Source organism: Bifidobacterium sp. LH_426, assembly GCF_056356875.1.
The window spans coordinates 86500-112235 of the sequence record NZ_JBKEVB010000002.1 but is presented as its reverse complement, the minus strand read 5'-3'; the positions used below and the strand labels follow the sequence as shown (position 1 = coordinate 112235).

The 25736-nt window shown below is 66.0% G+C and carries 18 protein-coding genes and 3 tRNA genes; 6 read left to right on the top strand and 15 right to left on the bottom strand.

Features of this window, described 5'->3' with window-relative positions:
• Positions 1-34: 34 nt before the first annotated feature.
• Both AC1AYD_RS02805 and AC1AYD_RS02800 read right to left on the bottom strand, forming a co-directional pair.
• Positions 35-1258 carry a glycosyltransferase family 2 protein gene (locus tag AC1AYD_RS02805; protein ID WP_476503105.1) on the bottom strand — a complete coding sequence of 408 codons (1224 nt, stop codon included), beginning with the start codon at positions 1256-1258 and terminating at the stop codon, positions 35-37.
• Positions 1258-2721, bottom strand: a complete 1464-nt coding sequence (locus AC1AYD_RS02800; RefSeq protein ID WP_476503104.1) for an AI-2E family transporter — start codon at positions 2719-2721, stop codon at positions 1258-1260. The genes AC1AYD_RS02805 and AC1AYD_RS02800 overlap by 1 nt, the downstream gene beginning before the upstream one ends.
• A gap of 123 nt (positions 2722-2844) precedes the next feature.
• On the opposite strand from AC1AYD_RS02800, the gene AC1AYD_RS02795 reads away from it, so the two are divergent.
• Positions 2845-3768 carry a glycosyltransferase family 2 protein gene (locus AC1AYD_RS02795; protein ID WP_476503103.1) on the top strand — a complete coding sequence of 308 codons (924 nt, stop codon included), beginning with the start codon at positions 2845-2847 and terminating at the stop codon, positions 3766-3768.
• Positions 3769-4060: 292 nt separating this feature from the next.
• Here the strand turns inward: AC1AYD_RS02795 and fucO are convergent, their stop codons facing one another.
• On the bottom strand, positions 4061-5212 hold the full coding sequence (gene fucO / locus AC1AYD_RS02790) for a lactaldehyde reductase (RefSeq protein WP_476503102.1): 1152 nt from the start codon (positions 5210-5212) through the stop codon (positions 4061-4063).
• A gap of 319 nt (positions 5213-5531) precedes the next feature.
• Between fucO and AC1AYD_RS02785 the strand changes: the two genes are divergently transcribed.
• Positions 5532-6836: a class I SAM-dependent methyltransferase gene (locus AC1AYD_RS02785; protein WP_476503101.1), complete on the top strand. Its 1305-nt coding sequence runs from the start codon at positions 5532-5534 to the stop codon at positions 6834-6836.
• Between the two features lie 75 nt (positions 6837-6911).
• Here the strand turns inward: AC1AYD_RS02785 and AC1AYD_RS02780 are convergent, their stop codons facing one another.
• The 4 genes from AC1AYD_RS02780 to galE all read right to left on the bottom strand — a co-directional run bounded on the left by AC1AYD_RS02780 (position 6912) and on the right by galE (position 9041).
• On the bottom strand, positions 6912-7352 hold the full coding sequence (locus AC1AYD_RS02780; RefSeq protein ID WP_476503100.1) for a nucleoside 2-deoxyribosyltransferase: 441 nt from the start codon (positions 7350-7352) through the stop codon (positions 6912-6914).
• Between the two features lie 261 nt (positions 7353-7613).
• A tRNA-Phe gene (locus AC1AYD_RS02775) sits at positions 7614-7689 on the bottom strand.
• Positions 7690-7734: 45 nt separating this feature from the next.
• Positions 7735-7808: transfer RNA gene (locus AC1AYD_RS02770), tRNA-Asp, on the bottom strand.
• A gap of 219 nt (positions 7809-8027) precedes the next feature.
• Positions 8028-9041 (bottom strand): UDP-glucose 4-epimerase GalE, encoded by a 1014-nt coding sequence (gene galE, locus AC1AYD_RS02765; protein WP_476503099.1) that lies wholly within the window; start codon positions 9039-9041, stop codon positions 8028-8030.
• 342 nt (positions 9042-9383) lie between these two features.
• Between galE and trmB the strand changes: the two genes are divergently transcribed.
• From trmB to nagA, 3 genes are all read left to right on the top strand, one after another.
• Complete coding sequence (gene trmB / locus AC1AYD_RS02760) at positions 9384-10160, top strand: tRNA (guanosine(46)-N7)-methyltransferase TrmB (protein ID WP_476503129.1); 777 nt, start codon at positions 9384-9386, stop codon at positions 10158-10160.
• Between the two features lie 78 nt (positions 10161-10238).
• Positions 10239-10310 (top strand) — tRNA-Glu (locus tag AC1AYD_RS02755).
• Between the two features lie 530 nt (positions 10311-10840).
• Positions 10841-12250 (top strand): N-acetylglucosamine-6-phosphate deacetylase, encoded by a 1410-nt coding sequence (nagA, locus tag AC1AYD_RS02750; RefSeq protein ID WP_476503098.1) that lies wholly within the window; start codon positions 10841-10843, stop codon positions 12248-12250.
• Positions 12251-12444: 194 nt separating this feature from the next.
• Here nagA and AC1AYD_RS02745 read toward each other — a convergent pair whose 3' ends face one another.
• The 5 genes from AC1AYD_RS02745 to AC1AYD_RS02725 all read right to left on the bottom strand — a co-directional run bounded on the left by AC1AYD_RS02745 (position 12445) and on the right by AC1AYD_RS02725 (position 21510).
• Positions 12445-18627 (bottom strand): Ig-like domain-containing protein, encoded by a 6183-nt coding sequence (locus AC1AYD_RS02745; protein ID WP_476544658.1) that lies wholly within the window; start codon positions 18625-18627, stop codon positions 12445-12447.
• Positions 18628-18672: 45 nt separating this feature from the next.
• Positions 18673-19104, bottom strand: a complete 432-nt coding sequence (locus tag AC1AYD_RS02740; RefSeq protein ID WP_476503096.1) for a hypothetical protein — start codon at positions 19102-19104, stop codon at positions 18673-18675.
• A 273-nt stretch (positions 19105-19377) separates the two neighbouring features.
• The gene (locus tag AC1AYD_RS02735) at positions 19378-19911 is read right to left on the bottom strand and encodes a low molecular weight protein-tyrosine-phosphatase (protein ID WP_476503095.1); all 534 of its coding nucleotides are present in this window, start codon (positions 19909-19911) and stop codon (positions 19378-19380) included.
• Between the two features lie 13 nt (positions 19912-19924).
• Positions 19925-20590 (bottom strand): dihydrofolate reductase, encoded by a 666-nt coding sequence (locus tag AC1AYD_RS02730; RefSeq protein ID WP_476503094.1) that lies wholly within the window; start codon positions 20588-20590, stop codon positions 19925-19927.
• A 44-nt stretch (positions 20591-20634) separates the two neighbouring features.
• A complete protein-coding gene (locus AC1AYD_RS02725) occupies positions 20635-21510 on the bottom strand; it encodes a thymidylate synthase (RefSeq protein ID WP_476503093.1) in 876 nt (291 codons plus the stop codon).
• Positions 21511-21791: 281 nt separating this feature from the next.
• Between AC1AYD_RS02725 and AC1AYD_RS02720 the strand changes: the two genes are divergently transcribed.
• Complete coding sequence (locus tag AC1AYD_RS02720; protein WP_034525863.1) at positions 21792-22205, top strand: OsmC family protein; 414 nt, start codon at positions 21792-21794, stop codon at positions 22203-22205.
• A gap of 202 nt (positions 22206-22407) precedes the next feature.
• Here AC1AYD_RS02720 and AC1AYD_RS02715 read toward each other — a convergent pair whose 3' ends face one another.
• The 3 genes from AC1AYD_RS02715 to AC1AYD_RS02705 form a co-directional block, all read right to left on the bottom strand.
• A complete protein-coding gene (locus AC1AYD_RS02715; RefSeq protein ID WP_476503092.1) occupies positions 22408-23436 on the bottom strand; it encodes a universal stress protein in 1029 nt (342 codons plus the stop codon).
• Positions 23437-23785: 349 nt separating this feature from the next.
• A complete protein-coding gene (locus AC1AYD_RS02710; RefSeq protein WP_476544657.1) occupies positions 23786-24547 on the bottom strand; it encodes a C40 family peptidase in 762 nt (253 codons plus the stop codon).
• 134 nt (positions 24548-24681) lie between these two features.
• Positions 24682-25692, bottom strand: coding sequence for a CHAP domain-containing protein (locus AC1AYD_RS02705; protein WP_476503090.1), 1011 nt, complete (start codon positions 25690-25692; stop codon positions 24682-24684).
• Positions 25693-25736 lie beyond the last annotated feature (44 nt).

Sequence of the window (25736 nt, the reverse complement as noted above, 5' to 3'; positions counted from 1 at the left end):
TAAAAACAGTCCACCGGACTGTTTTCTTAACGGCTCAGCCTTTGTGCTGGATCGGTTTCCATTGGGCTTTGGAGAAGATGGCCTGGAAGGAGATGGGGACGTAGGAGAGTATGTAGATCGGGAACGCGAGCACGTAGGCGAACAGCTCCTTGTTGGTCGCGCCGATCTGGCCGCGCTCGGCCACGATCGTCAGGCCGGCGAGCGCCATCATGCCGAGGACGGACAGGACGATGCCGTTCACCCATCCGGTGAGCGCGCCCAGCTGACTCGACCACGAGACGAACCCGAACGCGGCGAACAGCGCGCCGAGGATCACGCGGGCCACGCCGAGCACGGTGAACGGGCACAGCAGCAGCGTGAAGTCGACGGCGGAGAAGTCGCGTTCGCGCACCGCGCGGCGGATCAGCGACGGACCGTAGTACCGGAACACCTGCAGGAAGCCCTTGCTCCAGCGCAGGCGCTGACGCCAGCTCTGCGCGAACGTGACCGGCTGCTCGTCGTAGAGGACGGCGGTGCCGCAGTAGCCGACGCGGTCGCCGTGCAGCACCGAGTCCATCGTGAACTCGAGGTCCTCGGTGAGCAGGTGGAACTTCCAGCCCTTGTTGCGTTTCATGACCTCCTTGGAGAACATGAATCCGGTGCCGCCCACGTGGCAGCTGGAGCCGAACAGCATGCGCGAGTTGTTGAGGAAGCGCGATTCGCGGATGAACCACAGCGCCGAACCGGAGGAGACCCAGTTGTCGTTGAGGTTCACCGAGTTGCGGTAGGAGGTGAGGATGCGGAAGCCCGACTGGAACGCCTTGTTCATCTCCTCGAAGTAGTGCTTGTCGAGCTTGTTGTCCGCGTCGAACACGAAGTACGCGTCGTACGTGTCGGACAGCCCCTCGTCGACCATGTGGTCGAGCAGGTAGGTCAGGGCGTAGCCCTTGCCGATGAGCTTGTCGTTGTGGCGTTCGACCACGTGGCATCCCATCGCGCGCACCACGTCGGCCGTGTCGTCGGTGCAGTTGTCGGCGACGAGCCAGATGTCGATGAGCTCGCGCGGGTACGTCTGCCCGTGGATGCAGTCGATGAGGTTGCCGATGACCTTCGACTCGTTGCGCGCGGAGATCAGCACCGCGTAGCGTTTGTCCATCGGGGCGTCCGGGAAGCGGACCGGCTTGGAGAACAGGGAGATGAGGATGCACGCCCCCTGGTAGACCATGCCGGCGCCGCCGACGATGACGAGCAGGATATCGAGTACGGTGAGCAGGACCATCAGCGCCACCTCGCACGGGGGTTGTCGGGGGTATCGGGTTCATCGGGTTTCAGCACGCCCTGCGGAATCGCCACGGTGGCGGAGTCGTCCTCGTCGGCGGTGCGCGCGTGACCGTCGCCGCCGTCCTCGCCGTCGTGCGGAATCGCGTAGATCTGCTCCTGGAGGCGACGGATCTCGTCGTTCATCGGCACGCGGCTCGTCGATCCCTTCGCGGCGCGCGGCATATGCTCGCCGATCGGGTGCAGCACGTGCTCGTTGAACGCCTCGGACGCCTCGACCACCTTCGACTTACGCCCCACCGGATCGTTCATCAACGGCGAATCGACCAGATCGTACCGGCGCGTGTACACGCGGAAGATGGTCTGCAGCGAAGCGGTGACCGGCAGCGCGAGGAACGCGCCGAGCGCGCCGAACAGCGAGCCGAACGCGAGCACGGCGAGGAACGCGACCGCCTCGTTGATGTCCATCGTGCGGCGGGAGATGACCGGCGAGAGAATCAGGTTCTCAATCTGCTGGTACACAATGATGAACACGAGCACCGCGACCGCGTACGTCCACCCGCGGTTGCCCCAGGCGAACAGGACGGGCAGCGCGCCGCCGATGTACGTGCCGACCGTCGGGATGAACTGGGAGACCACGCCGCAGAACAGGGCGAGCGGCAGCCAGTAGGGCACGTTGAGCACTTCGAGGAAGATCGCCGTGCACGTGGCGTTGATCAGGGCGAGAATCGAACGGGAGAACAGGAACGAGGAAATCTGGTCCTGCGCGACCGTCCACACGAGCAGGAACCGCTTCTGCATGCCGGGGGCCATCCACTGGCAGAACGAGCGGCGCAGCTTCGGGCCGGCGGCGGAGATGTAGTAGGTGGTCATCACGACGGTGAGCAGCTGCAGCAGGAACGAGAACAGGCCGCCGACCGTGCTGATCGCGGTGCCGGCGAAATCGCTCACCCACGAGGTCTGGAAGCTCTTGAGCAGATCGGATTTCATCAGTTCGGCGCCCAGATTGTTCATGTCCGGGATGTCGACCGAGAACTGGTCGACGACGAACGAGCGGATCTGCTCGTAGGTGGCCGGGATGCCGTAGATCATGGCGATCATCTGCTGGAGGAACATGCTGCCGAACAGGGAGAACAGCACGCCGATGACGAGCGCCACCGTGAGCAGGCCGGCCAGCGAGGCGACGGAGCGCTTCCACCCGTGCTTGACGAGCGCGACGACCATCGGCTCGATGGCGAGCGCCAGGAAGAACGAGATGACGATGTCGAGCACGAGATAGGAGATCTTGCCCCACGACTGGAAGCAGAAGTTGAACGCGATGACGGCGATGGCCACGTAGAGCAGCGCGCGGCTGAACCATTCCGGAGGCTTGCGCGGGTCCCCCTTCGACGGGAAGAGGGTACCGAAATCCCACCGCTGTTCGGCGTCCTCGTCTGAGGTATGGTCACGCACGCTTTGATTCATGGCTCCCCATTGTAGCGTCGGGTGCGATAGGCGGAACCGTTCACCCGATGTTCGCTTTCGGGCGGCGTGTATGGCCGCGTCGGCCGCCGCCCGTGTACGCCCGCGACATTATCCTTGGGCTTCATGCTGAACGTCTCGATCGTCATCCCGGCCTGGAACGAGGCCGAACGCATCGCCGACTGCCTGCTCAACACGATCCGGCAGACCGTGATGCCCTACGAAGTCATCGTCGTGGACAACCGTTCCACCGACAACACCTGCGAGATCGTCGAACGGTTCATCAAGGAGCATCCCGAGGCGCCGATCAAGCTCATGCATCAGGACGCCGAACAGGGGCTCATCCCCACGCGCGACTACGGCCTCGACCATGCCACCGGCGACGTGCTCGGCCGTTTCGACGCGGACTGCATGATCAAGCCCGACTGGGTGGAGGTCGTCTCCGGCATCTTCACCGAAGACCCCGAGGCGATGGGCGCGACCGGACCGGTCATGTACTACGACATGCCGTCGCGCCATTTCGGATTGAAGGGCGACAATTCGCTGCGCAGGCGCATCTACAAGGCGGACGGCGGCCAGCCGCTGCTGTTCGGCTCGAACATGGCGCTGCGCGCCTCCGCCTGGCGCGCGATCTCCGGCGAGGTGTGCCGCGACAAGGCGGACGTGATGCACGAGGACATCGACATCTCCCTGCATCTGATGGGCAAGGGCCTGAAGACCGTGTACTCGCCGCGCATGATCGCCGGCATGAGCGCGCGCCGCATGGACACGTCGCTCTCGTCGTTCCGCAATTACATGAAGCGGTTCCGCAACACGTTCGACGCGCATCCGCAGCATTGGCGCAAGCACAAGCCGGAGATCCTGTTCACCGCGCTCTACCCGGCGATGCACCTGTTCTACCCGGTGTGGCAGAAGGTGCTCGACTCGGCCGACATCAACCCGGCCGAAGCCGCGTGGATCAACGAGCAGATGGAGCTCGCCGAGAAGGAGGGTCGCGAACTCTACGACGAGACCCCCACCGACGAGGAGTGGGACGAGAAGCACGAGTAGTCCCGGCCCTCCCTCTGACGGGGCATCGCCGTGAAGCAAACGCCTGAGGCGTTTGCAGACGATGTGCGAGCCGACAGGCGAGCCGATATGAGGCCAGCCGTGTTGCCTCCCTCTGACGAGGGAGGTGTCATCGCGAAGCGATGACGGAGGGAGAGAAGCAGAGCGGCCGCAGGCCGCGGGAACATTGCATCGGCCGAAGGCCGATTCCGTTTCCCCGCGGCCTGCGGCCGCTGTCTCTCCCCCACCCGGCTGCGCCGGGAGCCCCCTCGTCAGAGGGGGCCTATGCGCCGCATCACATCAGGGACTTGTAGATGGCGAGGATCTCCTCTTCGGTGGCCTTGCGCGGGTTGCCCGGGGTGCACACGTCGTTGAACGCGTCATGGGCGAGCGGGGCGAGATCCGCCTCGGTGGCGCCGACCTCGGAGATCTTGGTCGGGTTCTTCAGATCCACGGTGAGCTTGTGGACGGCCTGCACGGCCTCCTCGCGCACCTTCTCGAGGTCGCCCGTGTAGGCGTCCTCGATGCCGAACGCATCGGCGATGTCGCGGTACTTCTCGCCCGTGTAGTCTTTGTTGTACTCCATGACCGGGGCCAGCAGGATGCCGTTGGCGACGCCGTGCGCGACGCCCAGGCGGCCGCCCAGCGGGTGGGCCATGCCGTGCACCAGGCCGAGGCCGACGTTCGAGTAGGCCATGCCGGTGATGTACGAGGCGTACGCCATCTGCTCGCCGGCCGGCACGTCGCCGTCGGCGGACTTGGCGAGGTTCTTCGCGATCATGCGGATCGTCTGCATCGACAGGCAATCGGACAGCGACCACGCGCCCGGCGTGATGTAGCCCTCGATCGCGTGGGTCAGGGCGTCGAGGCCGGTGGCGACCTTGAGGCCGCGCGGCATCGAATCGGTCAGATCCGGGTCGACGAACGCGACGATCGGGATGTCGTGCGGGTCGACGGCCACGAACTTGCGCTTGTTGGCCGTATCGGTGATCACGTAGTTGATGGTGGTCTCGGAGGCGGTGCCGGCGGTGGTCGGCACGCCGAAGATCGGCACGGACGGGTTCTTCGTGTCGGCGACGCCCTCGAGCGACAGCACGTCGGAGAACTCCGGGTTGGCGGTGATGATGCCGATGCCCTTGCAGGTGTCCTGCGGGGAACCACCGCCCAGGCCGATCAGGAAGTCGGCGCCGGAGGCGGCGAACTTCTCGACGCCGTCCTTGATGCACTCGACCGGCGGGTTCGGCTTGACGTTGGAGAACACCTCGTACGGCAGGCCGGCCTCGTCGAGGACCTTGGTGACCTTCTCGGCGGTGCCGGTCTCGAGCAGGACCGGATCGGTGACGATGAACGCCTTCGTGAAGCCGTGCTGCTTCGCGACGGTCGGGATCTCCTTGATCGCGCCACGACCGAAGTACGCGGTCTGGTTGAAAATCATGCGATAGACCATAAGGCTCTCCTTTAAGCTGTGTCTTTGCCTTACTACCGTGGGTCGGTACATCGCTGCACCGCCCGACGACATCCAGTGTACTCGCCGATGGGAGCGTTCCCAACCATTGCCGGGCACGATTCCTCATCATCGTCGGAAACCATGCATTCCCCCGGCGTTTCCGCCACATCGCACGGGACTATCATGGGCGCTGCATCATGGGGTTCGAATGGTGCGGCAATGACACACGAGGACGCGCGGACACACGACTATGCGTGCACGCGGACGCAAGCGCGCGTGCGGGAGACGCCATCTCCCGCCACGGTACCGGAGGTGAATCATGGCGAACGGGAAATCGATGACGGTCGGCGAGATGGTGGGACTGTTCCTGAGGGACGACGCGCCCGTGAGGGTGGACGCGTTCGACGGTTCGCATTTCGGCGCGGCCGATGCGGCGCTCAAGGTGCGCATCGCCAGCCCGAACTGCATGTACCAGCTGCTCGCACACCCGAACGAGATCGGCGTCGTGCGCGCGTACGTGCTCGGCGACTTCGACGTGGAGGGCATCGACTACGCCGACCCGTACCCGGCGATGCGCGCGATGGTGTCGATGGCGAAATACGTCAAGCCGATCACGCCGGTCTCGATGGCGCGCGTGACGGCCGGGATCCTGAGCCACGGATTCAGGCGGCCGCCGGTGCCGGCCACCGAGGGGCCGAGCAAGTTCGCCCGCATCAAAGAGGGGCTGCTCCCCCACACCGAGAAGGCCGATTCCAAGACGGTGAGCTTCCACTACGACATGTCCAACGAGTTCTACGCGGACTTCCTCGGGCCTTCGATGACGTACACCTGCGCGGTGTTCGAGAACGAGGACATGAGCCTCGAGGACGCGCAGGCCAACAAGCTGCGCCTGATCCTCGACAAGCTCGGACTGGAGCCCGGCCAGCGTCTGCTCGACATCGGCTGCGGCTGGGGCTCGATGGTCATCGCGGCCGCACGCCGCGGCATCAAGGCGCTCGGCGTCACGCTCTCCAAGGAGCAGGCGGCGTACGCGAACGAATGGATCGAGCGCGAAGGCCTGTCCGACCTCGCCGAGGTGCGCGTGCAGGACTACCGCGAGGTGCCCGAACGCGACTTCGACGGCATCAGCTCGATCGGCATGATGGAGCATGTGGGCGTGAAGAACTACCGCAGCTACTTCGAGGAGATGTTCAAGCTCCTGAAGCCGATGGGACGCCTGCTCAACCATCAGATCACCATCAGCCACGACAAGCCGGACGGCAAGCCGGGCACCGACGAGTTCCTCGACCGCTACATCTTCCCCGACGGCGACTTGGGCGCGCCCGGATTCATCGAATCGTGCATCCACGACGCCGGGTTCAACGTGGTGCATCAGGAGAACCTGCGCCAGCACTACGCGCTGACGCTGCACCATTGGAACCGCAATCTCTCCGAGCATTGGGAGGACGCGGTGAAGCAGGTCGGCTTCGAGCGGGCGAAGGTGTGGGGCCTGTACATGGCGGCCTGCGCGCTCAACTTCGAGCTCGACGGCATCCAGATCCACCAGTTCCTCGCCGTGCGGCCGGACCGCGCCGGCCACCCGGACGGCAAGTGGTACCCGCTGCGCCCCTGGTGGAAGGCGTGACCTTCGGCCTCCCCTTGGCTCCCTCTGATGAGGGAGCTGTCAGCCGCAGGCTGACTGAGGGAGAGAACGGCCCCGTCAGAACTGGATGTAGTCCACTTCCTCGTGTTCTCCGGTCTCGAGGTATTTCGCCAGATCCTCGGGGCCGTTGAACACGGCCTTGACGGCCTGCGCGACCATCAGGTTCACGCGGTCCATCGGCGTCAGCTCGTCACGGTAGCCGTACACCGGCTTGCCCGATGCGTAGGCGTATCCGATTTCGAACATCGTGCCCGCGTCCTCGTCCATGAGGTTCGCGATGACGGCGTCCGCGGCGTCGATGCCCCTGATGTCGTCGGCGAAGCAGCCTTCCGGCCCGACCTCCTCGATCTGACTGGCGAAGCGCGGCTTGAACAGCGTCTTGCCGTGGCTTTCCAGCACGCCTTCGAGACGTTCCATGCTGTGGGCCTGTTCCGGGTCGAAGAACGGCCCCGCCACATAGAAGTCGATATGTTCGTCGTCGTTGTTCGTATCACTCATGCCCACCATTGAAACGCGGGGCGGTTCAAGCGACCACCATGCGGTTCACGTTTCGGACGAGCGACCGCGATATGGTCACTATGTGGAATCAGGCGCGCCGCAGCGCCCGTCGGTCATCAAGCTCCCCGCATCCCCAACCCCTTGCTCCCCCTTCAGGGGGAGCTGTCGCGTGCAGCGCGACTGAGGGGGATTCCAGGCCTACCCCTGGAACCTCAGACAGAAATAAACGAAACCCCGCAAGCAGTGCTTGCGGGGTTTCCGTGGTGGCTCCGAACGGCGTCGATCCGTTGACCTAGCGATTTTCAGTCGCTCGCTCTACCAACTGAGCTACAGAGCCATTGGATAATCAATGAACCCGAAACCGGACTCCTAATCATCCTAGCGACCACGACCGGACTTGAACCGGCGACCTCCGCCGTGACAGGGCGGCGCTCTAACCAACTGAGCTACGCGGCCGTTGTTTCTCGCGTTTCCGTGAGGCAACGAGTGAATATATTACTCGAAACGAAGCATCGCGCAAATCACGGCGTGTCGCCTTATATTGCAACGATTTCAACCACCCGCACACGACGCCCACGCAGGCGAATGCACACGCAACCGCCCCGGAAACGCGTGTGGGGCGCGCCCGACGAACGGACACGCCCCACACGATGGCGCGATACGGCCACATGCGACTCAGTCGGTCTGCTTCCAGTTCTCGACGTCGATGTGGTGCTCCGGGTTGGCCTGCCATGCACGCCACGCGGATTCGACGATGTCCTCCACGTTGTACTTGGCGTGCCAGCCCATCTCCTCGTTGATGCGCTTCGGGGAGCCGATGAGGTGCGGCGGATCGCCGGCGCGACGGCCCTGGACGTGCTCCTCGAACGGAAGGCCGGTGACCTTCTTGAGCTCGTCGACGATCTGGCGCACGGAGGTGCCTTCGCCGGTGCCGACGTTGAAGGCGTCGTACTTGCGCTCGTCGCGGTCGAGGTACTTGAGGGCGGCGAGGTGCGCGTCGGCCAGGTCGGAGACGTGGATGTAGTCGCGCACGCAGGTGCCGTCCGGGGTCGGGTAGTCGTCGCCGAAGATCAGCGGGGCCTTGCCCTTCTTCAGGCGGTCGAGCAGCATCGGGATGAGGTTGAGGATGGCCGGATCCTCAAGCTCGACGGGGCCGCAGCCGGCCACGTTGAAGTAGCGCAGCGCGCAGAAGCGGATGCCGTAGGTGCCTTCGCAGGCGCGGGCCATCCACTCGCCGAACAGCTTGGTCTGGCCGTACGGGTTGATCGGGAGCATCGGGACGACGTCCTCGGGGACCACGTCGACCGGCGGGACGCCGTAGGTGGCGGCGGAGGAGGAGAAGACGAGCTTCTTCGCCTTCTTGGACTTGGTCATGCCGGTGAGCACGTTGAGCATGCCGCCGATGTTCTGCTGGTAGTACCACAGCGGCTTCTCGACGGACTCGCCGACCTGCTTGCGGGCGGCGAAGTGGATGACGGCCTCGACGTCTTCGGCGTCGAGGATCTCGGCGAGACGCTCGCCGGCGCCCGGCGCGGAGATGTCCATGCCGTAGAGGCGGGAGCCTTCGATGCGGGTGGGCTTGCCGTAGCTCAGATCGTCGACGACGACGACCTTCTCACCGGCCTCATGCAGAGCGTGGACGACATGGGCGCCGATGTAGCCGCACCCACCAGTGACGAGAACTGTCATATCTGGCCTTTCGATTGCCTTGTAGAGCCTTGCGGCGTGCGGTTCGACTGCGCGAGCCGCTGTTCGCTTCTGCTCACATTTGTTATATTTTCGAACAATTTGAGTATAACACGGCACACGAACGAACACACGCGTTTCCACGAATCGGCACGGTCCAATCATACGGAATCATGGTGAATAATGGAACAACGCAAGACGACACCGGAAGGAACGCACATGACGGACGACCACGCCGCGAACGGCGACATCACCAACGGCGACATCACGGACACGGACGCCGTGAACGGAACGACGGAGGCGACGGCCGCGACGCCGCAGGCCGCGGCCGCGCCGACGCACCCGATGCACCGCGTGCTCTCGTTCGTGCGCCGCTCCGGCCGCCTCGACGCGCGACTCCAGCGCGCGTGGGACAACTACGCCGGCGACTATCTGCTCGACATCAACGCCGGCGAGGGCTCGCTCGACGTGCGCGACGGATTCGCGTTCGACGCGGACTACGTGCGCGGCACGTGGGGCGATGCGAATCCGCTCGTCATCGAGATCGGCTCCGGCCAGGGCGAGAACATCGTCGCGGCCGCCAAGGCGAATCCGGACACGAACTTCCTCGCGCTCGAGGTCTACGATCCCGGCGTCGCGCACACGCTGCTGCTCGCCGGCAAGCGCGGACTGAAGAACATCCGCGTGGCACAGGTGAACGCGCCGGAGCTGTTCAAGGCGGCCGCCGACGGCGTGGCCGCCGAGGTCTGGACGTTCTTCCCCGACCCGTGGCCGAAGAAGAAGCACCACAAGCGCCGCATCGTACAGCCGGAGCTGGCCGGCGAGGTGCGCCGCGTGCTGGCGGACGGCGGCGTGTGGCGCATCGCCACCGACATCGAGGACTACGCGCTGCACGTGCACGAGGTGATGGACGGGCTCGACGGCTGGCAGAACGCGGGCGACGTGACCGTGAGCCTGCCGACCGGCCACGTGGGCAAAGGCAACGCCGACCTCGCGGCCGACATGCCGCACGCCGACTTCACCGAGTCGGAGCGATACGACGGCCGCGTGCTCACCAACTTCGAGAAGAAGGGCCTCGCCGCCGGCCGCGTGATCCACGACTTCACCTACCGCAAGGTGTGAGACGCCCGCCACGCGACACGCCGACACGCCGGATTTGCGCAGCACCGACGACTTGCGTATCGTTATGCAAGTTGTCACGCCCCCATCGTCTAACGGTTAGGACACCAGACTTTCAATCTGACAACGAGAGTTCGACTCTCTCTGGGGGTACTCACACAGGAATCCTTGGAAACCGCGAGTTTCCAAGGATTTTTTCGTTTCCGGCCACACGGGCGACACACGCGGGTGGCCCCCAGAAATGAACCATCAGGGGATCTAGGCCAATGCCGCCCTATAAGGACTCAAAGGGGTCAAAGAACCGTGTCATCCGGGAAAAGTTGCACTGATTCCGTCCCAGCGCAAGAAATCCCGGAAAAGAACCGCGCCGCCCGGGATTCCTTGCACTGACGTCGTCACAGCACAAGAAATCCCGGGAAATGGGAGGAGTTTCCGGGATTTCTTGCGTTGACGCCGCCTCAGTGCGAATAATCCCGGATGATAGGGCGGATTTCCGGGATTTCTTGCGCCGAAGGCATCTGTCGCCGAGGCATCCGCCGACGAGGGCACCCGCCGCCGGGGGAACGCGGTTTGCACCGCGATTTGCGCCACGGTTACACGATGGCGGCCGTAACGTAGCCGCACCACGGTTACAGCGCAACCGCGCCACGGTCGCAGCGAGGTCGCATCTATCATGAGGAGACATGAGGGACTTGGCGGACGAGACCAGACGGGAGACCGTCGCGCGGGTGACGGCGGCATTGAGGGACACGTCGAGACCGGTCGCAATCCGCGGCGCGCACAAAGTGGATGCTCGTGGCGAGCGGCGCGGCTATTGGGTGGTCGCGGATGCGCACGGCGTAATCGCGGCATGCGGTTCGAATGACGACGATTCGGATGGTTCCGGAACAGCAGCGTTCCGATGCGCCTGCCGCGCGGTCGGCATCGCCCCGGACTCCCCCGAGCCGGACGCGATCATCGACGCGGACGGGCTGATCCTCACGCCCGGATTCGTGGACATCCACTCCCATGGCGCGTGGGGAGCGTCGTTCGACGACGGGCCGGACGGCATCGACACGGCGCGCGCCGGTCACGCGATGCACGGCACGACGCGCCAGGTGCTGTCGCTCGTCACCAATCCGATGGACGTGATTCTACGCAACATCCGCATCGTGCGCACCGCAATGGGCTCCGGACGACCGGACATCCTCGGCTGCCATCTGGAAGGCCCGTTCCTCGCGCCGGAACGCAAGGGCGCGCACGCGCTGGAACACCTACGGAACCCGACGCCCGAACTCATCGACGCACTGCTCGACGCGGCTGGTGGCGACCGCGGCACCGCCAGCACCGCCAGTACCGACGCTACCGACGCCGCCGACCCCAGCACCACCAGCCCCAGCGCACCCGCCTCCTCCGCCGCGAACCACCCCGGCTGTATCCGCCAGATCACCATCGCCCCGGAACTCCCGCACGCCCTCGACGCCATCAGCAGGTTGCACGCCGCCGGCGTCGTCCCCGCAATCGGCCACACCGACGCCGACTACACGACCGCCGAAGCCGCCTTCGCCGCGGGCGCCGGCATCATGACGCATATGTTCAACGCGATGAACGGTCTGCATCACCGCGATCCCGGTCCGATTCCGGCCGCGATCGAGAACCCGCGCGTCATCATCGAACTCATCAATGACGGCTTCCACGTGGACGATCCGATGGTGCGATTCGGCTTCACGCTCGCGCCGCACCGGATCGCGCTCGTCACCGACGCGATGGCCGCCACCGGCTGCCCGGACGGCGTGTACCGTCTCGGCGGCCTCGACGTGAGCGTGGTCGCCAGCCGAGCGCGCCTCGCCGACGGCGGCGCGATCGCCGGCTCCACGCTCACGATGGAAGCCGCCGTCCGGCGCGCGGTCGTTGCGCTCGGTCTCGGCCCGGTCGACGTCGTCGAGGCCTCCACGCTCACCCCGGCGCGCGCGTTCGGCTTCGACCGGCCCAATCCCATCACCGGCGCGCCGCTCGGCCTGCTCTCCCCCGGCTACGCCGCCGATTTCAACCTGATCGACGCGACGGACTGGACCGTCCGTCACACCTGGTGCGCCGGCCGCCGACTGCGGTGAGAAAGCAATACTGCGCGCCAACGACTGCGCCACACTCCCCTGCGCCCCTCACACATCCCATGGTGCAGTAAAACTCCCATGGTGCGGTCACCCAAAACGGCTTGATTCCGCCGTTGTGGAGAGTTTGTGTTACCGCACCATGGGAAATGGGAAGGTAGGGGTAGGTCAATCCGTCAATGAACCGACAACACGTGTCAGCGGCGGATGTGGTGGCGGCGCAGGGCCAGGGCGACGGCGCAGACGGCGAGCGCGAGGATGGTCACCGCGAGCGCTCTGGCCACGGCTGTGCCGGTCGCCGGGAGCGGCGACTTGGCGGAGGCGTTGGTCTGCGCGGGCGACTGTCCGGTCGGACGCTGCGCGGTGCCAGTACCAGAGCCAGAACCAGCACCAGAGCCGGAACCGGCGGAGTCACCGGAACCGTTGGAATCGGTATCGCCGCCGGAACCGTTGCCGTTGTTTCCACCGGTATCGCTGCTATCGCCGGAACCATCGGAACCGCCGTTCCCGTTACCGTTGCCACCGTTGTTACCGCCGTCACCGCCATCTCCGTCCGAGCCGTTCCCCGGCTTGTCCGGCTTATCCGGCTTGTCCGGATCCGGCGTGGGTTCCGGGTCGGGATCCGGCTCCGGCTCCACATCGTCCTTGACGGTCACGTCGAACGTCGTGGAGACGACGTGGGACGTGTCGCCGCCGACGGTCATGGAGACGGTGACTGTCTGGCGGCCGGGCGCGGAGGCGTCGTAGCCGGTGAACGCGAGTTCGCCATCTGTCTCGTTCAACGGCGCGGTGGTGCCGCCGTCGAGGAGGCGGCGCACGGCAAGACCGTCCGTGTCGAGCGCCTCGCCTTTGGCGTATGCGGTCTTGGACGGACCGGAGACCAGCGTGAGACCGGTGACGGCGGAATCCGGGGCGGCGACGCGCACGAGGCTGAAGTCGTCGAGCACGGCCCAGCCGCCCGCGTCCTGTTTGACGCTGAAGCCGACGGTGATGACGCCGTCCGCGCCCACGTGCACCGGCTTGAGCGTCGGATTCAGCCACTTATAGCCGGCGGCACCGGCACCAGCCGAACCGTCGGCACCGGCCGACCCCGCCCCCGGCAGCTTCTCCCCCGCCGCGTCGAGCTCCGCACCGCCCGCATCCTTCGCGTACAGGCGGATGTCGTCGTTCTTGCCGCTGTCGCCGGTGAGCCAGCCGGAGAACACGTACCAGCCTTCGGCCAGTCCGGTCACCTGCTGTTCCACAGTGAAGTCCATGGCGGCGGCGTTCCACGCGTTGAGGCTCTTGTTGCCTTCGTGCAGGTCGGATTCCTTCTTCTGGGTCTTGACGCCGACCGAGCCCTGCGGCTTGTTCCACGTGGCGGTCCAAGAGTCGAATCCGTCTTCGAAACCGCCGTTGGCGAGGAGGTTCCCGCTCGGCAGGTCCGGGTCGTTCACGGTCACGGCGAACGTGGCGGTCTTGCCGGCCGTGTCGTCGCTCTTGGAGGTGACGGTGACGGTCTTCTCGCCGGGCAGGTCGGCGTCGAAGCCGCTCAGCTCGTACCGGCTCGCGTCCAGCGTGCCGACGGTCTTGCCGCCCGCCGTTTCGCTGACTTCGAGTCCGGTCGTGTCGAGTCGGTCGCCGATCACGTAGGAGGTCTTCGCGGGCGTCTTCGTCACGGCGATCGCGTCGGCGGCGACCGGCGCGTCGCCGTTCACGGTGACGGTCACGTCGGCTTCCAGCGGCGTGTCGCTGTTGTACAGCATGGCGGTCACGTGGATGACGGCGGTGCCGCCGGCGAGCGCGGTGACGACGCCGCTGGTCTCGCCCACCGTGGCGACCTTGGGCGCGTTGGACGTCCATGCGACGGATTTGAGCAGCACGTCGCCGTCGCCGCCGGTGCTGCGCGCGGCGAGGCGCAGCGTGCCGCCGGCGTCGAGCGTCGTCTTGCCGCCGGTCAGGTCGTCGCCCGTCGTCGCGTCGGTGACGGTGAAGAACTCGGAGGCTCCCGGCGTCTTGGTGATGTCCACGGCGATGTCCGTGTACACATTCGGCGATTGCTTCGAGGCGACGCGCACCGTGCCCTTGGCGGGCACGATCGCGTCGAGGTCGTCGTAGTAGGCGACGGGCGCGATCACGCCGTCATCGTTCACGGCGACCGTGTCCGGGTCGAGCGAGGTGTAGGTCACGTCCTGGCTGTAGCCGGCGGGTTCCACGGACGCGGCGATCCGGTGCGTGGCGCTCAGCGTGCCCTTGATGGGGACGAGTCTGACGCTGGTCGCGTCGACCTTGACCGCGCTGGCGGAGGGTTCGGCCGCGTAGACGGCGAGGTTGTCGAGTCGGGTGGTCCAGTTCAGCGTGCCCGTGCCGCGGGTGCCCCACAGTTGGATGCCGGCGAGGGTGCCGTCGTAGTCGACGCCGTCGGCGAACGGCACGGTGTGGGTGGCGGTGAGTTTCGCGTCGGTTTTGGACGTGATGGTGAACGTGATCTTCCGTGCGGTGAAGTCGAGCGCGACGTGCACGTTGTACCATGCGTTGTTCCGATTGAATCCGTCGCCGACGGCGGTGGTGCCGGTCAGGGCGCTGTTCGTGTCCTTGGTGGACGATCGTCCGCCGGTGTTGTAGACGAGTTCGGCGTCCGCGTTGGTCTGCAGGCTCAGATAGCGGTTGTCGGAACCGTCCACGAGCGTGAGGAACGCGCCTTTGGAGCCGGCGGGCGCGCCCACGTTCCAGTCGACGTCGAACACGACCTTGCCGTTGGCGACGGCCGGGGCGAAGGTCCTGGCCGTGGCGCGGCCGCCGGAGCCGCCGCCGGAAATCTCGAGCACGTGGCCGGAACCGGAACCGCCGCCCGCGTCGCCGTCGACGACCTTCGCGCCCAGCTGGCCGGCGTAGTTGGCGTACTTGCCGAATCCGCCGTTGCCGCCGACGTCGATGCCGTCGAAGCTTTCGGAGATGGTCGGCACGTACACGGTCGCCTTGTCGCTGAATCGTCCGTCCTTGGTGGCGGCGGTGATGACGGCGACGCCGGGCTTCAGCGCGGTGACGGTGCCGAACGCGTCGACGGTCGCCACGGATTCGTCGCCGGAACTCCAGTCGACGTCGGTTTCGGTGGCGTCGTCGGGCGTGACGGCGGCGTTGAGCCGCACCGTCGCGCCGTCGCCGCCCTGCGCGCCGAGCGTATCGGACTTGATCCACACCTCATGCCGGTCGAGCGTGACGCCGGTGGCCGCGATCGCGTCCTTCTGCACCTTGACGGCGACGCTCGCGCTGTACCCGCCGTTCACCGTGGTGACGGTGACGGTGGTCTCGCCGATCGCGTTGCCGGTCACGTTGCCGTCCGCGTCCACGCCGGCGACGGCGGGGTCCGCGGACGTCCACGTGACGGACTTGTCGTCGGCGTCGGACGGCGTGACGAGCACGTCGAGCCGCTTCACGCTTCCCTTCTGGATGGTGAGTCTGTCGCGGCCGAGCGAGACGCCCTCCACCTGCACGGGTACGGCGTGGACGGTCACGCTGGCCGAGGCGGCGGGATTGTCGTCGGAGGTGACGGTGACGACGGCGTCGCCCCGGCCGACGGCGGTGACCTTGCCGGTCTGGTCGACGCTGACCGCGTCCGGATTCGACGAGCTCCACGTGACCTTGTACAGGGTGGCGTCCTTCGGGTTCACGGTGGCCGTGAGCTGCGTGGAACGGCCGTGGCTGAGCGTGATCGGGTCGGTCTTGTCGAGCGTGACCGAGGCGACGGGCGTCTTGGTGGCGTCCACGGTGAACGTGAGCGTCGCCTTGCCGTCGGCGGAGGCGACGGTGACGACGGTCCGGCCGGCCTGCTTCACGTCGAGCTGCACGACGGAACCGTCGTCGGTGCGCTGTTCCATGCGGCCTTTGGCGGTCTGCCAGGTCTCGCCGAAGAACGTGGCGACGCCGGTGTCGGAGGAGGTGAACACGGCATGCTGGTCGCTCACGGTCTTGGGCAACGTGGCGGTCATGTCCACCGAGTCGAGCGCCTTGGCGGCGATGACGTCGCCGTCGTGCACCCGCTTGCCGCCGACGGTCACGGCGAGGTCGCCGTCGGCGGCCTGCGTCGGGGCCTTGACGGTGACGCGCGCGGTGGCGGACACGCCGCCTTCGCCATCCACGCCATCCACGCCGCCCACACGCGCGGTGATCGTCGCGGTACCGGCCTTCACACCGGTCACGAAGCCCTGCGCGGAGACGGTCGCGACATCCGGATCGCTGGACGTGTACGTGATCGCGCTGTCGGACAGCACGGCGTCGGTGGGCTGGACGGTAGGCCTGAGCCGCCGGGACATACCGCCCGCGGTGAGCGTGAGGTCCGCGTCCTCGAATCCGATGGCGGTGGGCTTGGCGGGGGCGACCTCGTAGCGGCCGTCGGCGATGCCGTTGTCGTTGCCCAGCGGCGTGACGACGTCCGCGGTCTTCGTCTTGGCGACGCCGCGGATGAGGTACGCGTACATGGAATCCATCATGTCGCCGGCCTTGCCGGCCTCGGTGCTGCCCATCTCCTTGATGGCCGGGTCGCCGTTGTTGAACATGATGCGCTGGTTGACGTCCGCGGAGCCGCCTTCGGTGCTGGCCGCGCCCGGCGTGGGGATCCAGTCGGTCTCCCAGTAGTAAAAGCCGCGCGTGCGCCCGTACGGATCGGGGGTGTCGAGCGGCGCCTGCATGTAGTCGAGCAGCCAGTTGTACTGGCCGTTCGGGCTGCCCGCGTAGGCGGCCTGGGTCATCTGGCTGGTCTGCTGGTCGAACGTGGCTTTGTAGCGGGTGAAGCTGTAGCCGGCCTCCACGTTCACGTAGTCGCGCCAACGGTGTTCCCCGCTCGCGTTCATCGCGTTCGCGAACTTGATGATGTTGCCGCTGGAGCGGCCGCCGTACAGGGAGTGCGCCTCGCCGTCGTATTCGGCGCCGTTGGCGGACAGCCCCTCAAACATGTTGAACGCGTAGTCCACGTCGTAGCCGTTGTTGGTGTGCACGTAGGTGGGGATGCCGGGGGCCACGTCCTTGATCGCGTCGTAGGAGGCGGCGACGATGGCCGCATGGCCCACGCTGGTGGCGCCCTGGCCGATCGGGCGGATGAGGCCGCCGTCCTGCTCGTTGCCGGTCTTCACGCCGGCGAGGTTCACGTGCCGGTCCACCAGTTCGGTCATGAAATCATGCACGTAGTGGTACACGATGGCCTTCATGTGGCTCAGGTCGGATTCGGAAAGCGTGCCGTCGTACGCCTTGTTGAGCCATTCGAGCGGCGTGTAGGCCTTCGCGGCGCTGATCCACGAGTCCGAGTAGTGGAAGCTTGGCAGGTAGCTCATGCCGAGTTCGGTGGCGCGCACGCCGAGTTCGGCGGAATGTTCCTTGTCGAAGTAGCCGCCCTGGGGCATGCGGTAGGGCATCGGATCGCCGTTCGCGTCGTCGAAGCTCTGGTAGACCTTGGCCAGGCTCTTCGGATAGTAGGTGTCGTTGCCGGCCTGCACGAAGATCATGTTCGTGATCGAGTTGACGCCGTGATTGGCGAGGATGTTCAGGCAATCCTGCTGGACGCCGTTGGCGAAATACTTGCCGCCGTTGTCCTCGATGAGCGGCAGGAACGAGACGTCCGCGCCCTTGGCGACGCCGGCGTCGTGCATCTCGAACAGGTCGACGTCGTCCACCCACGCGTGGTCCTGGCCGTTGCCGGTCCACGGGTCCTCCACATACGTCCCGTCGGTCCGGTGCAGCGTGACGGATTTCGTATAGGCCTCGTCGTGCACGGTGTTCGCGTATACGGTGATCTCGCCGGTCGCGCCGGTGGTGAACACGACGCTGACGAGCGAGTATCCGGTGGTGCCGGACGGCGCCTGCCGCAGCACCGTGCCGTCGGCGCCCCTGACGCCGATATTGATGCGGTCGCCGGTCGATTCGCGGTTGACGAGCAGACCGTCCTGACCGCGCCAGTTGTTGTGCGTCTCGGTGGAGAACGTGTCCTGGCGGTCGACCTTAGTGCGCGCGGTGAGCACGTATTTCGTGTTCGGCTTGACCGTGACGGTCTGCGCCACGGCGGCTCCGGCGGCGAGGCGGAGCGCCTTGGATCCGGTGTCGGCGTTGGCGCCGTCCACGGCGACGTCGCCGGTGGTGGTCCAGCCGTCCGTCCCCTGTTCGAAGTCCCAGTTGGCGAGCGCGTTGGCGTCGTCGGAGTCGAGTTGGAGGTTGAGGCCGTCGACGGCGAGGGCGTTCGTTCCGGCGGTGATGGTGACGGTCATCCGCCCGTTGTAGACGAGCACGTTGCGGTGCGATGTGGCGGTCCACTGGCCCGTCTTGAGATAGGCGTCGAGCTTCAGCACGGAGTCGGGGCCGCCCGTGCCGGAGACGGTGAGGTTGGCGGTGTTGCCGCCAGCCGCGCCCTTCACGTTCAGGTTGAGCGAGTAGCTGCCCTGCGGGATGCCGGTGATGGTTCAGGTGATGGATGCGCCCGCGGGCAGGTCCGCGTACCGGTCGCCTTCCGAGGCGCCGCCGGTGACGGTCGCGACGTCGCCTTTGGCGGTCCAGCCGTCCAGCCCCGATTCGAAGCCCATGTTGCTCACCGGGCGGACGGTCGCGTCGGCCGAGGTGTTGGTCACGTCGGCGGTGGCGGTGACCGCCGTGCCGGTCGCGATCATCGCGAGCGCGATGGCCGCGGCGGCGACGCCGGCCACCGCGGCGCGCGCACGGCGGGTGACGCGGGCGACGATGCCGGCGACGATGCGATGGGTGATGCCGACGATGTTGGCGACACGATGCCCCGTGCGCGGTTGCGCGTGCTGCCCGGTACCATGTTGCCCGGTACTGTGATGCCCGATACCGTGATGCCCGGCATCGGGACGATTCTGCTGGTGTGTTCCGTTCATTGGCCTGTCGATCCTTCTACGACACCTGACGGGCTCTCTCCCTCGTCAAGTGGTACAGCTGTGTACCATACAACATCGCAGGATAGCATGGAAACCGACTCTTGGTCAACCGGTGTATCACCACACCTCACCCCCTCGCACTCACGCACTCCATCCCATGGTGCGGTAAAACCCCCATGGTGCGGTCGCCGAAAACGGCTTGATTCCGCCGTTATGGAGATTGTGTGTTACCGCACCATGGGAGAGTGCGCGGGATATGCGCGGGAACGGGGGTTAGTGTTCGGCGGCGGTGAGGCGCTGGGCCACCCAGTCGACGATGTAGGGGGCGACTTCCTCGATCTGGTCGATGGCGACCTCGAACTCGTGGGGACCGCCGTACCACGGATCGACCAGGTCGATCTCGCTTTCACGGCCGGCCGGCGGCTTCGGCAGATTCGGGTCGAAGCTGCGGTACATGTGCACCTCGGCGCGCTTCGCCGGCGGCAGCATGCGCAGCAGGGCGCGCATGTGCGAGGCGGTCATCGGCAGGAACAGGTCGGTGCGGTTGATCTCGTCACGGCTGATCCGATGCGCGAAATGGTCGCGCGGGATCTCGTCGCCATAGCCGCGCTCGCGCAGCACATGCACGGCGCGCGGGTCGATCGGGTGGCTCCACTCCTCATCGGAGACGCCGCTGGACTCGACGTCCACGCGACCGGACAGGCCGCGCTCGTCGAAATAGTGGCGCAGGATGATCTCGCCCATCGGCGACCGGCAGATGTTGCCGGTGCACACGGTCATGACGGTGTACTTCTTCTCGTCGGTCATACTTCTCTTTCGGCTAACGGGAACGCACATACTTGATGAAACGGTACCGGGCGATACCGGATTCCGGCTTCTTCGGCTTCAGCCACGGCGAACGGTCGGCGACCTGCCAGCCGGCGTGGTCGTCGTCCGCGAGCGCGGCGATGTCGGGCGCGTACGTGTCGGCGTCCACGGCCGCGTCGAGCAGGGTGACGAACACCTTGTTCGCCTGCGGCAGGGCCTCCTCGAACAGCTGCGCACCGCCGATCACCCAGATCTCGGAACGGTCGAGACCGTCGTCCGGAATCGCCTCCTGGCGGGCCAGGTCGAGCGCGTCCTCCAGACTGTCGACCACGGTCGCGCCGGGTGCACGGTACTGGTGGTCATGGGAGACGACGATGTTGTCGCGGTTGGGCAGGGGCCTGTAACGCAGGTCCAGCGACTCCCAAGTGCGACGACCCATGATCACCGGGTGCGAGACGGTGAGCTCCTTGAAATGCTTCATATCCTCGGCGAGATGCCACGGCATGCCGCCCTCCAGACCGATGGCCCCCGTACGACCTTCCTTGTCGCGGGCTTCGGCCCAGATGAGGTTCACCGAGAACGTCTTGGGGAAATCGTCGCCCCAGTCCTCGGTCTCGTCGAGCCCGGCATCCCCGGGCTCGGGTTCGTGATAGCCGCTTCGGCTACTGTCATGCTCCATTTCGGACTCCTTGAGTGGGATTGGACTGGAACAGAAGTGTAATGTCAGACGGCGACGGGCGCCTTGATGGTGGGGTGGTGACGGTAGTCGAGGATATGGAAGTCCTCGTATTCGTAGTCGAAGATCGAGTCGGCCTTGTCGATCGCGATCTTCGGGTACGGGTAAGGCTCGCGCGACAGCTGTTCGAGGACCTGCTCGATGTGGTTGTCGTACACGTGGCAGTCGCCGCCGGTCCACACGAACTCGCCGGGCTCGAGGCCCGCCTGCTGCGCCATCATCAGGGTGAGCAGCGAGTAGGAGGCGATGTTGAACGGCACGCCGAGGAACATGTCGCAGCTGCGCTGGTAGAGCTGGCAGCTGAGCTTGCCGTCGGCCACGTAGAACTGGAAGAGGGCGTGGCAGGGCGGCAGGGCCATGTGCTCGACCTCGGCCGGGTTCCACGCGGAGACGATCATGCGGCGCGAATCCGGGTGATGCTTGATGAGGTCCATCACGTTGGCGATCTGGTCGATCGTGCGGTTCGGGTCGTCCGGGGTCGGGGCCGGCCAGCTGCGCCACTGCACGCCGTAGACCGGACCGAGGTCGCCGTTCTCGTCCGCCCACTCGTCCCAGATGTGCACGCCGCGCTCCTGCAGCCAGCGCACGTTCGAGGAGCCTTTGAGGAACCACAGCAGCTCGTAGGCGAGGCCCTTGAAGAACACTGTCTTCGTGGTGAGCAGCGGGAACGTGCCGTCGGACAGGTCGAAGCGGATCTGGCGGCCGAACAGGGAGATCGTGCCCGTACCGGTGCGGTCCGACTTGAGCGTGCCCTCGGTGAGGATCGTGCGCACGAGATCCTCGTACGGGGTGGGCACGTCCGTCTCGGGACGGGCGGGAATGCGGGTGCGGATGTCAGCGAGTTGTTCCGGGGTCAAAGCCATGGGCACCAGTGTAGCGTGACCCCCTCGGTCAGCCCGTGCCCCCCTCAGTCCGGCCTCCGGCCGGCCAGCTCCCCCTGAAGGGGGCGCATGCCGTCTTCCTGCTCCCCGGAAAGGGCGCATATCATCTCTTTGCTCCCCCTTTAGGGGGAGCTGGCGGCGAAGCCGGCTGAGGGGGGTTCGCTTCGGCGGATGGCGATTTGCGGCGAAGGCGGCGGTTTTCGGCTAGATTGGAGATGGTCGCGACGCGACAGGCGCGCCGCACGGATAGACGAGGAGTCATCATGGCCAAGCGACTGTGGGTGGAACGCAACAAGGACGGTTCGTGGGACGCGTTCAGCGAAGACGGCGCGCACATCAAGTTCGGCAAGGACCGCGGCCAGTTCACGCCGGGCGATCTGATGAAGATCGCGCTGGCGGGCTGCGCGGCGCTGTCCAGCCAGTTCGCGATCGAGCATACGCTGGGCGAGGGCAAGGGCGCGAAGATCGTCGTCGGCGGCACCTATGACGCGGACAACGACGCGTACATCAACTTCGACGAGCAGGTCGTCGTGGACGCCACCGGCTCCGATCTGAGCGACGAGGACGCGGCCAAGCTCAAGGAGCGCATCACCCGTCACATCGACAAGGGCTGCACGGTCAAGCACACCTACGTGCAGGAGACCCCCGTCCGCATGGAAGTGACGATCAAGAAGTAAACCAATCGCACGCAATCGGCCCCCTCTGACGAGGGGGCTGTCGAACGCAGTGAGACTGGGGGAGAGATAGCTGGAACGTAACGGTTCCCGGTATCTCTCCCCCAGTCCGCTTACGCGGACAGCCCCCTCGTCAGAGGGGGCCAAAGAAGGAGCGGACAGCCCGGCCGCAATCACGGACGGCCTACGGCCGACCTCAATCGGATCAGTGTTCGGGATCGATGGTCTTTTCGATCTGCTGGACGACCTCGGGCTTGGCCGGCTCGACCGGGACCTCCTTGACGCCGCTGATGTCGTCGAGCGGCTTCGTCGGCACTTCGGCCGGCGAGCTCGGCACGGTGTCGAGGCGGCTTTCGGCGGCCTCCACGTACTTGCGCGGCACGACGTAGACGGGGCCGACCGAGTGCTGCAGCAGGCCCTGGCTGGTGGAGCCGAGCAGCAGGCCGGTGAAGCCGCCGCGTCCGCGGGAGCCCACGACGACGACGTCATGGTCGTAGCTGGCCTTGGTGAGCGCGTCCACGGCGGAGCCGGGCACGATGCGCTTCTCGATCTTCAAATCCGGGTACTGCTCCTCGAGCGGCTTGACGCGCGTCTCCAGATCGTCCATGAAGGAGGCGTACACCTCGTCGTCGGCGCCCTTGACCTGCGCCGCCGCGGAGATGACGTCGAGCTCGGCACCCCACGCGTGCGCGAAGGAGGCGGCGATGTCGAGAGCCTTCAGACCCCACTTGGATTCGTCGGAGCCGACCGCCACCTTGGTGATCGTGTTGTTGAGGTGCATGAGGTTGCCGTCGTCGTCGGTGTAGGGCACGACGACGATCGGGCAGTACGCGTAGGCGGGCAGCGAGGAGGACGTGGTGCCGAGCAGGCGCTCGGCGAGGCCGCCCTTGCCGCGGTTGCCGATGACGATGAGGTTGTAGTTGCGCGACAGTTCGACGAACACGGACGCCGGGTCGCCGGTCACGATCAGTGTGGCCGCCTGGACGCCCTGCTCGTCGGCGATGGCCTTCGCCTTGGACAGAATCTCCTGCGCGTCGGAATGAGCCGCGTTGTCGTCGCCCATCGCGGTGTACGTGGCGTCGAAGCTGACGGCTGCGTAGCTGGGCAGGGAGTATGCGCAGACGATCTGCAGCGTCAGTCCCGCATGCTTGGCATAGTTCGCTGCCCACCAAGCGGCCTTGTAGCTGGCATTCGACCCGTCAACGCCGACGAGTATGGCCTTGTCGTTGATCATGACGACCTCCTTGAGTTATACGCGATGCCGTCATGCCGTGGCGACATCGCCCCCTGTGCGTTCCACAATACCCCGTTATGGGCGTATATCGCGTGTCATCCGAGTGAAATAGTTCACTCGTGTCGCGGGTCTCTCCCTCAGACCGCCTGCGGCGGCCAGCTCCCTCATCAGAGGGAGCCACACAGCCGGATCCGTCGCACGGGCTCTCCCCCGGACCACCTATGGCGGCCAGCTCCCTCATCAAGGGGATCCCCACAGGCCCAGGAAAACGGAAAACGCGCCTTCCCGGGGGGAGGCGCGTTTTCCCAAGAAACGAAGCGATCCGTAACCGAACCGCCGGGTGTCGGTATTACAGGACTCGGCGGATGGAGTAGCTGGCACCGGCGAACACGTAGGCGACGGCGTTGGTGCGGATGCCGTCCGCGTAGGTCTCGGCGTCGACGATCATGCCGTTGCCGAGGTAGATGCCGGAATGGTTCGCATTGGCGAGGATGTCGCCCGGCTGGGCTTCGGCGAGGCTCGCCACGGGGGTGCCGACGGTGGCCTGCGCGCCGGAAGTGCGCGGCAGGGAGATGCCGTTCTGGGCGAAGACGTACTGCACGAAGCAGGAGCAGTCCATGTTGTACGGCGGGTTGCATCCGCCGTAGACGTAACGGTCGTCGGCGGCGATGGCCAAGGCGAGCGAGATGACGCCCTGCGCGTTGCCGGTCGGCGTCGGCAGGCTGGAGGTGTCGACGGAGGCGTCGCGGCTGGCGGAACGGCTGGCAGCCTGGGACTGGGCCTGCGCGGTGGCCGCGGCCTGGGCGGCCTCTTCGGCGGCCTTCTTCTCGGCTTCGGCCTTGGCCTCGGCGTCCTTTTCGGCCTGGGACTTGGTCTGCGGCACGTTCAGGGACTCGATGCCGCCCCAGTTGGAATCGGACTCCACATCGGTGGAGGTGGATTCCTTGAGCAGGTTCTTGCGTGCGGTCGTGGTCTTCGGGAACGAGCGCTCGGAGGTGACCACACCGGAGGTCTGATCGGCGGCGGTGGCGGCCGGAGCGACGGCGATGAACGTCGCGCAGGCTGCGACGGCCGCGGTGAATGCGATTACGGTTTGCTTCAAATTCTTCATCGGAACCTTACGGTAGCACCCGGGGTGCCCGGGGAGCGGAAAGCGAATCGGTAAGCGGAATCTCCGGCGATGCATCGGATGCATCGGAGACCGGACGTATCAGTGGTCAGACGTATCAGTAGTAGTCAGACGTATCAGTAGTGGATGTACTCGAAGTCGGAGACGTTCGTGTAGGTCTTCGAGTAGGTCTTGCCGTTCATCACGGAGCCGCACTCGGACGTGACGATGGAGCCGTCGGCGTTGATCTTCTCGACGATGGCGACGTGGCCGTACGTGGAGTCGGTGCCCTCCTGGCCGGCGCGGAAGACCATGATGTCGCCCACGTGGCGCGGCGTGTTGTCGACCCAGTAGCCGAGGGCGCGCGCGGAGTTGGCCCACATGTTGCCGTTGCCCATGTGCGAGCCGACCGGCAGGCCGAGCTCATGACGACGCACGTACACCCACCAGGTGCACTGGCTGAATTCATAGGCGTTGCCGACATCGCCGGTGGCGTGGTTCGGGTCGAAGCCGGCAGGCAGCAGGTTGGAATCCTCGTCCATGAGCTTGGCGACGTTCTCGTTGTTCGCGAGGGACTTGGACATCTGCTTGAGGTCAATCGAGGTGCTGGCGTCGCCGAGCGACCAGGTGCCCTCGTTGGAGGTCTGCTGGGTCTGCGCGTCGGCGTCGGACTGCTGCGTGGCGTCACTGCCGGCCACGGTGCTGGAGACCGTGTCGCCGGTGCCGGTGAGCGGGGTGCGCACGTCGGAACGGGAGGCCGCGCCCTTGACCGCCTGAATCTGCGTGGTGGTCGTCGCGGCGTCCTCGGCGACGGACAGGCCTTCGTCGGCGGGGCTGGCGAAGGCGACCGCGGTGGCCGCGGTGCCGGCCAGGGCCGCGAGGGACGCGGAGCCGACGATGAAGTTGCGACGTTCGGCCGCACGGGCCGCCTCGCGGATGGCGCGGCGCGACATCGGCGCGAGTTCGTTGAGCTTATCGGCCACCGCCTCGTCGAGACCGAGCACGGCGCCGTTGTTCCCCGCCATCTGCATGGCAATCACGGTGCCACGCGTGTGGGTGCCGCGGGAACCGGAGAACAGACCCATCAGGCTGTTCGATCCGTTGCCCTTGGCGGAAGTTCCGGCCGCCTTATGTGCCGCATGCCTCATACAGTATCAGCTCCTTGGTGGGTTGGGAGGGCACCTCTGCAGAC

Coding starts and splice junctions, on each gene's coding strand:
- AC1AYD_RS02785 (WP_476503101.1), top strand. CDS start 5,532: ATGGCGAACGGGAAATCGATGACGGTCGGCGAGATGGTGGGACTGTTC.
- trmB (WP_476503129.1), top strand. CDS start 9,384: ATGCACCGCGTGCTCTCGTTCGTGCGCCGCTCCGGCCGCCTCGACGCG.
- galE (WP_476503099.1), bottom strand. CDS start 9,041: ATGACAGTTCTCGTCACTGGTGGGTGCGGCTACATCGGCGCCCATGTC.
- nagA (WP_476503098.1), top strand. CDS start 10,841: ATGAGGGACTTGGCGGACGAGACCAGACGGGAGACCGTCGCGCGGGTG.
- AC1AYD_RS02710 (WP_476544657.1), bottom strand. CDS start 24,547: ATGAAGAATTTGAAGCAAACCGTAATCGCATTCACCGCGGCCGTCGCA.
- AC1AYD_RS02715 (WP_476503092.1), bottom strand. CDS start 23,436: ATGATCAACGACAAGGCCATACTCGTCGGCGTTGACGGGTCGAATGCC.
- AC1AYD_RS02740 (WP_476503096.1), bottom strand. CDS start 19,104: ATGAACGGAACACACCAGCAGAATCGTCCCGATGCCGGGCATCACGGT.
- AC1AYD_RS02805 (WP_476503105.1), bottom strand. CDS start 1,258: ATGGTCCTGCTCACCGTACTCGATATCCTGCTCGTCATCGTCGGCGGC.
- AC1AYD_RS02720 (WP_034525863.1), top strand. CDS start 21,792: ATGGCCAAGCGACTGTGGGTGGAACGCAACAAGGACGGTTCGTGGGAC.
- AC1AYD_RS02795 (WP_476503103.1), top strand. CDS start 2,845: ATGCTGAACGTCTCGATCGTCATCCCGGCCTGGAACGAGGCCGAACGC.
- AC1AYD_RS02735 (WP_476503095.1), bottom strand. CDS start 19,911: ATGACCGACGAGAAGAAGTACACCGTCATGACCGTGTGCACCGGCAAC.
- fucO (WP_476503102.1), bottom strand. CDS start 5,212: ATGGTCTATCGCATGATTTTCAACCAGACCGCGTACTTCGGTCGTGGC.
- AC1AYD_RS02725 (WP_476503093.1), bottom strand. CDS start 21,510: ATGGCTTTGACCCCGGAACAACTCGCTGACATCCGCACCCGCATTCCC.
- AC1AYD_RS02705 (WP_476503090.1), bottom strand. CDS start 25,692: ATGAGGCATGCGGCACATAAGGCGGCCGGAACTTCCGCCAAGGGCAAC.
- AC1AYD_RS02730 (WP_476503094.1), bottom strand. CDS start 20,590: ATGGAGCATGACAGTAGCCGAAGCGGCTATCACGAACCCGAGCCCGGG.
- AC1AYD_RS02800 (WP_476503104.1), bottom strand. CDS start 2,721: ATGAATCAAAGCGTGCGTGACCATACCTCAGACGAGGACGCCGAACAG.
- AC1AYD_RS02780 (WP_476503100.1), bottom strand. CDS start 7,352: ATGAGTGATACGAACAACGACGACGAACATATCGACTTCTATGTGGCG.